The sequence below is a fragment of the Neobacillus drentensis genome (genome assembly GCF_036966985.1).
In the GTDB taxonomy this organism is placed as follows: Bacteria; Bacillota; Bacilli; order Bacillales; family Cytobacillaceae; genus Neobacillus; species Neobacillus drentensis_E.
The window spans coordinates 1-11,835 of the sequence record NZ_JBALSN010000427.1 but is presented as its reverse complement, the minus strand read 5'-3'; the positions used below and the strand labels follow the sequence as shown (position 1 = coordinate 11,835).

Annotated in this window: 8 protein-coding genes and 1 pseudogene; 3 read left to right on the top strand and 6 right to left on the bottom strand. The window is 38.9% G+C overall.

From position 1 onward, the window contains the following. Positions 1–39: 39 nt before the first annotated feature. The 6 genes and pseudogenes from V7659_RS24290 to V7659_RS24265 form a co-directional block, all read right to left on the bottom strand. Positions 40–1,284: a hydantoinase/carbamoylase family amidase gene (locus V7659_RS24290; RefSeq protein ID WP_335542710.1), complete on the bottom strand. Its 1,245-nt coding sequence runs from the start codon at positions 1,282–1,284 to the stop codon at positions 40–42. Positions 1,285–1,306: 22 nt separating this feature from the next. After that, positions 1,307–3,088: a hydantoinase B/oxoprolinase family protein gene (locus tag V7659_RS24285; protein WP_335542709.1), complete on the bottom strand. Its 1,782-nt coding sequence runs from the start codon at positions 3,086–3,088 to the stop codon at positions 1,307–1,309. A 2-nt stretch (positions 3,089–3,090) separates the two neighbouring features. Beyond that, positions 3,091–5,163, bottom strand: a complete 2,073-nt coding sequence (locus V7659_RS24280) for a hydantoinase/oxoprolinase family protein (protein ID WP_335542708.1) — start codon at positions 5,161–5,163, stop codon at positions 3,091–3,093. A gap of 260 nt (positions 5,164–5,423) precedes the next feature. Next, positions 5,424–7,121, bottom strand: coding sequence for a sigma-54 interaction domain-containing protein (locus V7659_RS24275; protein ID WP_335542707.1), 1,698 nt, complete (start codon positions 7,119–7,121; stop codon positions 5,424–5,426). 616 nt (positions 7,122–7,737) lie between these two features. Further along, positions 7,738–8,053, bottom strand: a pseudogene (locus V7659_RS24270) (catalase-related domain-containing protein); the annotation flags it as partial. Between the two features lie 257 nt (positions 8,054–8,310). Then, a complete protein-coding gene (locus tag V7659_RS24265) occupies positions 8,311–8,910 on the bottom strand; it encodes a hypothetical protein (RefSeq protein ID WP_335542706.1) in 600 nt (199 codons plus the stop codon). Between the two features lie 418 nt (positions 8,911–9,328). Between V7659_RS24265 and V7659_RS24260 the strand changes: the two genes are divergently transcribed. From V7659_RS24260 to V7659_RS24250, 3 genes are all read left to right on the top strand, one after another. After that, positions 9,329–9,568, top strand: coding sequence for a spore germination protein (locus V7659_RS24260; protein WP_335453354.1), 240 nt, complete (start codon positions 9,329–9,331; stop codon positions 9,566–9,568). A 594-nt stretch (positions 9,569–10,162) separates the two neighbouring features. Further along, positions 10,163–10,555 carry a GntR family transcriptional regulator gene (locus tag V7659_RS24255; RefSeq protein WP_335453356.1) on the top strand — a complete coding sequence of 131 codons (393 nt, stop codon included), beginning with the start codon at positions 10,163–10,165 and terminating at the stop codon, positions 10,553–10,555. A 17-nt stretch (positions 10,556–10,572) separates the two neighbouring features. Further along, on the top strand, positions 10,573–11,664 hold the full coding sequence (locus V7659_RS24250) for a DUF1648 domain-containing protein (RefSeq protein WP_335542705.1): 1,092 nt from the start codon (positions 10,573–10,575) through the stop codon (positions 11,662–11,664). Positions 11,665–11,835: the final 171 nt, after the last annotated feature.

Here is an 11,835-nt window from a genome sequence, read left to right as displayed (position 1 = left end):
CCCTTACATGGCAGTCTCCATGGACTGCCATACTGAGAGTTAGATATGCTTCAATACAGTTTCATAGAGTAGTTTTGTTCCTGTGAAAATATCATCAATTTCTGCCCACTCTTTTGGGTTATGGCTTATTCCATTCCGACACCGGACAAAGACCATGCCTATTTCGGTAATTTCTGCCAGAAACATCGCATCGTGTCCTGCTCCGCTTACCATTACGGGGGCTTCGATTCCAAGTTCCATGCTTGTTTCTGTTAAGGATTGAATAAGACTCTCTGAACACTTTACTGGTGCAGCAGCCATGTTCTTTTCAAATTCATATCCCAATCCTCTGGTCCTGCATACCTGAATAATCTTCTCTTCTATTTTTCCAATCACATGGTTCCTTCTATCCAGATCGATATCCCGAATATCAAGGGTAAATTCGATAGATTCTGGAATAATGTTGGTGCCACCAGGAAAAGCTGAAATGATTCCTACTGTACCAACAGTAGGTGCCTCAGGGTCGTTTATACAAAGTTTTTCTACCTCTTGAATGATTTCTGCTGTACCCACCATCGGGTCTCGACGGAGACTCATTGGAACGGTTCCTGCATGACCTGCTTCACCAATAATCCTTACGTTGCACCAAGAAGGCCCGGCAATTCCACTGACAATCCCTATCGGGTAATTTTTGTTGTCTAAATAGGGCCCCTGTTCAATATGCAGTTCGTAATATTGCTTAACTTCGCCTTTATTTCTTACTGATTGCTCGATGAGATCAGGATTAATGCCAAAGCCAAAGTTCTTAAGTGCATCATATCTTGTTACTTGGTTATCATCCACTTTTTGCAAATCTTGATTCTTTATTTTACCGACCATCCCTCTACTACCAAACAATCCATCATTAAACCTTGAACCCTCTTCTTCACAGAAAGCTACCACTTCAATTGGATGATTATGAACAATATTTTGCTCCGATATGGTGTGGACAATCTCAATCCCAGCAAGGACCCCAATCACCCCATCAAACTTTCCGCCATTTCTCACGGAGTCAATGTGGGAACCTATCATAATAGGCGGGAGGCAGGGATTCTGCCCCTCTTTTCGCCCAATTAAGTTACCAAAATGATCATGTCTTACCGTGAGCCCGGCTTCTCTCATCCATTCAGAAACGAGAATAGTAGCTTCTCTATCTTCGTTAGACAATGCCAGACGTTGCACGCCACTATCAGCGGTCTTTCCAATCTCGCCTAACTGCTCAATATGGAGCTTTATTCGTTCTTTACTGATCGTAACTGTTTTCATCGCCATCCTCCACTAAGTTAAACTAACGGTTCCTCAATTCACTTGTTTTCTGATAATCTATTGATTCATCCTCACAGATGAAAACTCCATATTCCCTTATAGCCTGTTTTTTTGTGATAAACCCATCCAGATAGTCGGAAAGAACCTTTTCAGGATCTCTTTCGATTGGATTTCCATATCCACCGCCACATGGACCTACAAGTTGAATCGTACTGCCTTGTATTGCCTGTCTATTTGGTAGTTTAGAAGGAAGTTTTACTACTTCTCTTGTCTCTCCGTCTTGAATGGACAAACTGCCGACTGAACCCGATTTTCCTTCATTAAATCCCCAAGGTGCAAATTTATACCCATCCGCTTCCACTGAGAAACTGCCATCAGCCAAGAACGTGACCTCACGGACCGACCCAATTCCACCACGCCACTTTCCTGGAGCACTCTCGTTATCTCTTAGCTCGTAACGGTTTACTCGTAAAGGATAGTGGGATTCAATATCTTCAATTGGGTTATTTCGTGTGTTCGCGTATAAGGTATCAACAGCATCCATGCCATCTTTTCCATAGCGTCCGCCGTAGCTGCCCTCCATGATATCCATGTACACCCAGTAATTTTCATCCTCATTTTTTCCGCTAAATGCCACAACTTGAAGGTTTCCTACACCAGCACTGACCTGATGTGGAACTACTTGGGCTAATGCTTTCATTAATGTATCGGCGACAATATTTCCAGAGTTAAACCGTGCGATGGTCGGTGCCGGAAAAATTGGATTACATAATGTTCCTTTAGGAGCGACAATTTTAATCGGTCTAATTAAGCCGGAATTTTGCGGGAAATTTCCGTATACAGTTGAATCCAGTAAAATGGATCGTAAGGTTAGATAAATCGCAATATCGACTGTTCCTATTAAAGGCATATTAATTGGTTTATCTGTCACCTGAGGGGCAGTCCCTGTCAAGTCAACCGTTAAATCGCTGCCATCAACCTTTACGGTCACCTTAATTCTTAAGTCCTTTTTAGCCGGGTCTTCACTATCTAAATATCCATCCAAAAAGCCTTCGGCTGTGTATTCTCCATTCGGCAGCTTTTTAATCGCATCTCTCATCATCTTTTCCGAGTAATTCATCAATTCTTCACTGGCTGCTTGAACGGTATCTAACCCATATTTTTCAATGATTTCAATATATCTTTGTGCCCCAATTTTAGCAGCGGCAATTTGGGCTTCCATATCACCAACGACCAATTTCGGTGCCCGAATGTTATCGTATAAAATATCCCAAATATATCGGTTTTTGACGCCTTTTTCATACACCTTAATCGCCTTAAATTGAAGACCTTCAGCATAGGCATCTACTGCGTCCACAATACCGCAGCTTCCTGGTGTGGATGCACCAATATCAAGATGGTGAGCGGTTGTAACTGAAAATCCAATTAATTCATCTTGATAGAATACGGGAATACAAAATCCAACATCCGGACCGTGGGAGGCACCATGATACGGTGAATTATGCATAATGACATCACCAGGATTAAACGTATCATTGCGCTCCGCCATAATCTGACGAATTCCATTTACATACCCTGGAATCGGACCTGATTGAAGCGGAGTGCTATGTGATGACTCGCATAACTGCTGTCCCTTGATATCAACAAGAGCACAGCCGAAATCTTCTGATTCTCGAATAATACTAGAGTAAGACATCCGGGCAAGCTTGTGCCCCATTTCGACTGCAACATTTTCTAAAGCACCAAGGACGACTTGGACTGTTATCGGATCGATTTTTTTGGTTTCAGTAATGATTTGTGACATAACTATACACCTACCTTGATAATCATATTTCCGAATTCCTCAATAAAAGCCGTGCAGTTAGGAGGAATAACAGTGGTTGTATCTTTTTGCAGAACAATACATGGACCATAAAATTCTTGACCAACAGGCAACTTTTCTCTTTGATAAAATTTTGTCTCTACTTTTTCAAGACTTCCATTCACATTAAAAGTCGTTTCACCCGTTTTTAATAATGCATCCTCTAATTCAAAGTCATGATGAATGGCTTGCTTTTCAATTTTTGGCATGTAGCCCAAACCAGTCACACGTATGTTAACAAACTCAATCGGACTTTCAAGGAAGTTGTGTCCATACTCCCCTTTATGACTTTCGTGGAAATTATCCAATGCTTCAACAATTGTTTCCCGGTCAAGCAATCCATTAGGCAAATCAACCCGCAGTTCATATCCCTGTCCGGCGTATCGGCAATCAGCACTGCGAAGAATCTGAATATCTTTTTCAGACACTCCATCCTCTTTCAATCGTTGAATCAGTTGGTTTTCCAAAGCAATAAAATCTTCATTCAGACTATTGAAATCCAAATTCGTACTAATCATAAATTCAGTTTTGATGACGTCATACTTTAAATCTGTTGTTAATAAACCAGTAGCAGAATTAATTCCTGGATATAGCGGGATGATCACTTCTGGTATATTTAATATTTGGGCCACGTCTACAGCGTGTAACGGACCTGCACCACCAAATGCTACCAATGAAAACTCTCTAGGGTCCTCGCCTTTTTGAATGGTTTTTTCACGAATCGCATTTGCCATATTGTTATTCATGATTTGAAGAACACCTTCAGCGGTTCTTTCTCTGCTTAAATCTAGTTTTTCTGCCAATTCGTCAATTACTTTATAAGCCGCATTCGAATAGATTTTCATCTCTCCACCAAGGAAGTTGTGCTCATCGATTCTTCCTAAAACAACATTCGCGTCACTAACAGTCGGTTTTAAACCTCCATGACCATAGCAAGCTGGCCCTGGACGAGAACCTGCGCTCCTAGGTCCTACTTTGAATGCTCCGCCTTCATCGATGTGGGCAATACTTCCCCCTCCTGCTCCAATTGTATGAATATCAATCATCGGTACCATGACTGGATATCCGGCAATCCAAGTGTCACGAGCTGAGGATTCACTATACCCGTTACCTGTGATGATACCGATATCTGCACTTGTTCCTCCAACATCAAAGGTGATTAATTTCTCGCGATTTGTTAATTCACCGGCCCATGCTCCGCCTAATATTCCTGCGGCAGGACCTGATAGAAGTGTATTTACAGGCTTTTCTGAAACAGTTTTAGGTGTGGCCACTCCACCGTTTGAGGACATGATATGAAGTTCAGCAGGAATTCCAGAATCCTTCAACCGCTGCTCAAGATTTTGAATGTAACTTTTAACTTTCGGTCCAACAAAACCATTAATAGAAGCAGTGGTAAAGCGTTCAAATTCACGGAATTGTGGTGAAACGTCAGACGATACAGTAATAAATGCTTCTGGGTAATCTTCTTCAATAATTTCCTTGACTCGTTGTTCATGTGCAGGATTAATATATGAAAATAGGAAGTTGACAATAATCGAATCGACTCCCTTTTCCTTTAATGCAGCTACAGCTTGACGTACTTGATCTTCATCTAAGGGAGTAATAACCTGATCCTTTGCTGGACCCATTCTTTCAGCGACGGCCACCCGATTCCTTCGTTGCACAAGAGGTCGATCCTGCCAAGGGATTTCCTGCATAATCGAATAATTTTGCGGACGTTGATGTCGTCCGATATGTATGATGTCCCTATATCCTTCTGTGGTGATCATACCTGTTTTAGCCCCGTCATATTCAAGGATTGCATTTGTAGCAATGGTCGTTCCATGGAATACGTGATCAATTTCTGTTTTATTAATATTCTGTCGTTCACACAATTCAAGAATTCCATTAACAACACCTGTGGATGGATCTTCTAATGTGGTTGGCACTTTATGAATAGCTGTTATCCTTCTTTCCGTATCACTGTAGATGACATCTGTGAAAGTGCCCCCTACATCAACGCCAAATAATTTCATAATGCTTTTCCTCCTTTTTATTTACTTATACTTAATAATGCAAGAACTGTGCCAAAGTGAAAATGTTAATAAAATAGCTTTCCTGATGTAGAGCTTTTATCAAAATTGCAAAAATGCAATTTAATCTTCAAAGATTTGACACCTTCATTCTAAAAATTCCTAATTTTTAGTCAAATCAAAAGAGTAAAAAACCATACCAAACAACGTAATTCACAATTCTTAAAATTCCCAATAGTTTGATAAAAAGGTAAATTGCAAAATCACAATTGATATTGCGATTTTGCAATTTTAATATTGTACTTTTGCACTTTTCGAGTAATGGTTGCTGGATCTACCCCAAGTTTTTTACTTGCTTCCTTCATAGTGGGAGACGATTCTAATGCTTGAAGAATCATCTTTTTTTCAAACATCTCCATTTCATGCTTTAAATTCCCATGAATATACTCATCAGTTTTAGTCGTTGATTTTACAAATTTATCTGGTAAAGCCTTTAGCTCAATATGTTGTGATGGAGATGTGAGGACAAGCCTTTCAATTGTATTTTGTAATTCTCTCACATTCCCCTTCCATTCGTAATCTATAAAAAACTGCACCACTTCTTTATCGATTGTTTTATAGAGTTTGTATTTTTGATTAAATGTATCTAAGAAATGGCTAATCATAAAGGGAATATCCTCTTTTCGTTCAGCCAATGGGGGGATGATAATAGGAATTACAAACAAACGATAATATAAGTCTTCACGGAATGTTCCTTCTTTGACCATATCCTCCAAATTGCGATTTGTTGCCGTAATAAAACGGACATCCACTTGTACTGGTTTTGTTTCTCCAAGTGGCGTAAACTGCTTTTCTTGTAATAATTGCAATAATTTCGCCTGTAAATTAAACGGTAATTCTCCGACCTCATCTAAAAATAGAGTACCTTTATGCGCAGCTAAAGCTAACCCCTTTTTCCCTTCTTTATTTCCGCCAGTAAATGTACCTTTTGCATAACCAAACAGTTCTGATTCCATAATACTTTCAGGAATGGCACCACAATTTATCTTAATAAAAGGAGCATCTTTTCTATTACTCAATTGATGAATCGTTCTAGCTAAAACTTCTTTGCCTACACCTGTTTCTCCGTGTAGAAAAATGGTAGCATCTACATCCGCTACTCTGCAGGCAAGCTCATAAACCTCTTCCATTGCCTTTGATTTAAACACAAAACTTTGCTCTTGCTTTTGAAATATATTAAGTTGCTGTTGATAGTAATCGAGTACAGCTTTTGTTTCTTCTAATTTTTTTTGCAGGTTAGCAATCTCTGTTACATCCTTTGAAATATTAATTACCTTGTTTAACGTCCCATCAGCATGGAATATTGGATGTCCTTCAACCATCAATCGTCTCCCGGATTTCGTTACTTGGTGCATCGTTACTCTACGTTTATTCCGAATGACATGTAGGGTTGAGGACGTATCAATGACGCCATTCTTTTCTAATGCCGATGCCACTTTACCTACTAATTCAAATTCCTTAACACCTAGGATTTGCTCACAAGTATTATTCACACGCAATACTTTTCCATTGGCATCCGTAATCGTAACCAATTCACCGCTCAAATTCATAATTGCTTCTAATTCCTGCTTTAAGTCTATTACTCTAGAAGAATGGTCGATAAAATCATGATAGGTATGATCATCTAAAAAAAGAATCCCTCCCAGTTTTCCTGGAACTAAGGAAATATTCATTAGACACAGATTGATATTAGTTGTATACTCGGTAATCTCAAAATTCCCGTCTTTAATGACTTTTATTATGCTGCTCCCTGGCAATACCTCTTGAATAAATTTCATATAGGGCTTTTTTATCTTTAGAATATCCTCACATACGGGGTTAGCATATTGGATTTCACCTTTAAAATCTACTAATAGCAAGCCAAAAGGAAAGTTGACACCTATTTCATGTAATGGAAACATATTTTGTTCCTCCAGACTCCTTGGTATTTTAAGATTATAAAATATATTATAAATTAGATTTGTTTATTTTTCCTTCTAATTATTAGACAATTGCTACTATTTCAACTTGAAAGACAACATTAAAGTGCCACACCATCCAATTACTCAGTGCCATTGCAGAAGAGTATGCTCAAGATGATAACAAAGAGAAGTTTGTTCGTGACTTGATCGCTGCTTGGGTTAAGGTGATGAATGCTGACCGCTTTGATTTGAAAGCCGTTGAACAGAAAAAAGCACAATTTGCGGGTAAGTAAGCCATAGGTTATGTTGATTTTTGTGAAGGTATAAGAATTCATAAGCGGAGGATTTCCGGCTAATGATATTGAGGTTTGTTAAAAAGTTGCAATAGAAGGAGATATTCCGCTTAACCGCTTGAAATAACACAATATCCACCGATTTGAATCATATAAGCGGAAAATCTCCTCTTATAATTGAAGAAGTAGGGGTATTTTCCAAAATAGCCGGAATTTCTTCCTTTATATTTGGAAGTCAACATTTCGTTATTTTCAGAGCCTAGTTATACAAAGAAACCGCCGTCAATTTGACGGCGGTGACATTGATGCCAGGCATATCATTATTAATAAGGGCACGCTTCGTGCCCTTTCTTCACAGCCTCTTTTGTCGCTTCGTTGGCCGCAATGGTTCCCTGCCCAAATTTCGATTTACCCGCTTCACGGCCTGGAACTTGATTTTCCGCCTTCATTTCTTGGATATCTTTCATTACCTGTTCGATCCCTTCCCTTCACACGGCGGCCATAGTCTTCATCGGCTTGGGTGAAATGATGGATCATGGCATCTTGAATTCGTTTGTCACAGATTTCCAGTGCTTCAGACAGGTTTTTGATTAATTCATCGCGCTCCCAATCTTCCAAGCTGCGGTACGTGTGGCCCGCTGTCGTTACGAGAGTTATGTAAAAGAACTTCCCGCACTACTTCTACACTAACTAGATTGGCAGTTTTTAGCGATTCACCAAATTCCACTTTTGATTACCAATTTTAAAGCAAAACATCAAAAAACGCCTCCAAATTTGATTTTTGGAGGCGTTTTTTGCAATTTCAGTCACTTTTTAGCTTATTTTCACTTGAAGCTATTTATACTATTTTAGGAGAACAATATGATACCTATTCGCATGGACATGATAGGGTGTATCTACAACGGAACATTTTTCCCCATTTCCGATTCGGAAAGCCTGTTTAATTGATCAGACTTTAATCCCGATACGATAAATCCCGCTCCTGTGAAAAGAGCGCCTATGAGCTCAATCATCTTCTGGGCGTCTCCTGAGACACTTGCCGCAGCAAACACGATGGTGCCGATCAGTAAAAGATAGCCTGAAATTTGATGAAATACCTTCTCCCTAATCATCGAGATTCCCAATAATATCATCCCTAAGACAAACAGGAGAGGTCCGAACGTATAAATGGGCTCAGTAAAAGTAGTAGTAAAAACTTGATCGACTGTTTCCCCTGAAGCTTGTGCCATTTCTACAAAAACAATCGCTGTGACAATGATGTTTCCCACATTTCCTATAATCATAGCAAAAAGACCCAGCCACCCGTTTCTTTCTCCTTGAATCGAATACAATCCAAAAAAAGCAAAAACGAGCAGTAAATGGGCTACAAAAACAAGAAACGTACCAGAAATGCTATCATGTTTGCTTGCCACAAGGTTTAAAGAATGTGCCAAAACCAGAAGGATTCCAGAGAGAATGGAAGTAATACGCCCCATCCGAGCAATCGATTGATTCATATTCTTTTACACTCCTTTAAATATTTTTTGCTAGATGCTTTTAGGATGGGAAAAAGGGAAAATGATTGAGCAGACCGTCTGTCGGATCGTGAGGAATTTGTGAAGACTTTACCTTTAGTGAAAATTGTTTTCTTATTTAAAATTTAGAACGATAGTTTGAAAATGTAAAGGATATCTTATCCAAAATTTATGGCTCGTTATGAACCTATGCGTAATTATCGTAATTTAATATAAAATTTTCATTCGTTTATCTTTACATAATAAATTTAGATAGTTCCTGTATGAACGGCCCACAGTATTGATTTGAAGAGATAGGATAAAAACTATATATATTAAATTCCATGTTTGTCCATTTCTTATTATGCTTTTTAACATATTTTAAATTATATTCAAAACCTGCGTTCAATTGGAGGCTCTTATGTCTAATCAAATTAATATTTTCAACCTGCACGTAAACGGGATGGCACAAAATGCAAGCATTAATATAGGAAGAACCTTACACAATAGCCATACTGCAAACTTAAAATTATTTGGTGCTAATTTTTCAATGGGAAATTTTTCACCTGCTAAATCCATAATTATTACGGTGATTCAAGATTCCGATATAAGTGATCACGGTCAAAATGAAAATCCATCTTCATCAGACAAAAGTCAATGATGGTTCTAGACCGAGACTTTGTAATAACTCCTTTGCAAATTCCTTATCCTTTGGCGAACAGTGACTATCACTGTTTGCCTGGTGGACTTTCTTCAATATTAATAGGGAAGAATGTAAAAGAAGCACAGTGCACAATTGAGCCCTGTGCATTTTTCATATCTTTTCGCCATTATTTTATTAAAAAGGACTAGATGTTTCCAGGTAATCTCATTTTTGAGCGTTTGGTGACAGGAACGCCGAGCTCCTTTTCCAGACGACGTTTCATCATATTGACAATATGCTTGGCATTATTAAGGAAATCGTGCTCCACTAAGTTTGAATGTACTCCAGTAGGTGCTTTTCAGGCATCTCTAAGGAAAAAACGAGTGGCAGAAATCCTGCCCAACCGACATTTTTGCAAAATGAAGTATTATGTCGGTTTTACCCATCGATGGTCTGGCGGCGGGAATCTTCACTTCCCACTCAATAAAAAGGACCAATGGCCTAGAAACACCCCAGTCCATGCAATTGCGTTTTCCTTTCAATTTACATTGTTATAGATATAGTAGAACAGAAGTGTTATAATGTATATAGAACAGATTGGAGGGAAAGTACATGATTATTCGAATTGAACCTGATTCCGATATTCCCATTTACCAACAAATCACCAATCAAATAATCGAAGGAATCGCTAGAGGATTGATTCAGCCAGGTGATTCCCTGCCGTCAGTAAGGGCTTTTGCAGCAGACCTTGGGGTCAACATGCATACAGTCAATAAAAGCTATCACCAATTAGAGAAAAAGGGAATTATCCGCATAGCTCCTAAATCTGGAGCGGTGATCTCGTCCCCTCAAGATTTCAATGAATCTTCAAACGATAGATTAACGGATGAATATAAACCACTTATCGCAGAATCTCTTGTAGTAGGAATGTCCAATGAGCAAATTCAACAACTTGTCACTTCTATTATTGAAGATTTAAGGAAAAGCAATAAAAATCTCAAGTAACAAGGAGGCGCATAACTATGACTTTGGCCATTTTTCTTATCATTGCGATTATTCTGGTTGGAATCCAAACCGCAGTTCCTTTTTTAGTCAAGCGGACCGTTATATTTGGGGTCACCGTCCCAGAGAAATACCTAAAGAACGAAAAGCTTACATCTTACAAAAAGGGATATGCACTACTAGTTTCCTTTCTTTCATTTGTGGTTTTAGCCGGCTATCTTCTTTGGGCACTATTTAATAACCCTTCTGAAGAACAAACTGTGCTGGTTGGGACGCTCATCCAATTTGGCATCATTATTTACAGTCTTTCCCTTTATTTTTTCTATCACGGAAAAACGCTTCAATTAAAAAGGAGAAATAAATGGGGAGAGGGTCTAAAACAAGTAAAAATCACTGATTTATCCGTCCGGTCCCAGGATGAAATGCTTCCTTGGTATGTATATTTACTGCCAATAGTAATAACTGTTGGAGTCCTCGTATACACCATTCTCCAATACGACCTGCTGCCGGAACAGATTCCAACTCACTGGGGAATTAACGGTGAAGCTGATGACTTTACAGAAAAAACGCCCATGTCTGCAATCTTAATGCCGCTAACATTTTTAATTATGCAGTTCATGTTTTTGGCCATTCATTGTGGGACCAAGAACTCCGGCATTAAATTAAGTGCTACTAATACCAGTGCTTCACGCATGCGCCAACTCTCTTTACGAAAAAATTCAAGCTGGTTTATGTTTATCGTTAGTTTCTTGCTGACCGTTATGTTTAGTTTTTTTCAATTAAAAACGATTCACCCTGAGTTATTTGCAGGAATGACTATTGCGGTAGCACCAATCATTTTCCTTGTCATTGTATTAGCCGGAACCATTGCTTTTGCTGTAAAAGTAGGACGATCAGATAAACTCGGCATGGATGAAGCTGAAGAGGGAATAACCGATTTCGACGAAGATGCCCATTGGAAAGGCGGCCTCTTTTATTTCAATCGAAAGGATCCGTCGATATTTGTTGAAAAACGATTTGGCGTTGGCTGGACGCTCAATTTTGGCAACCCGATCGGTTATCTTATTGTCCTTTTACCATTGGTGATCATCTTAGTGATTTCTTTTATGTAGGTACGGTCCATTCAGTGCCTGTCCCCCACTACTCTAGAGCAATAAAGTAGTGGAGGACAGGCATTTTTTCATTTCGCCACATAATTTTTTATTTGTTTTGACAAAATAACAAATATACTGTAAATTAACATATGTACGAACAATAGGATTTAATTATACTAGAATATTCGT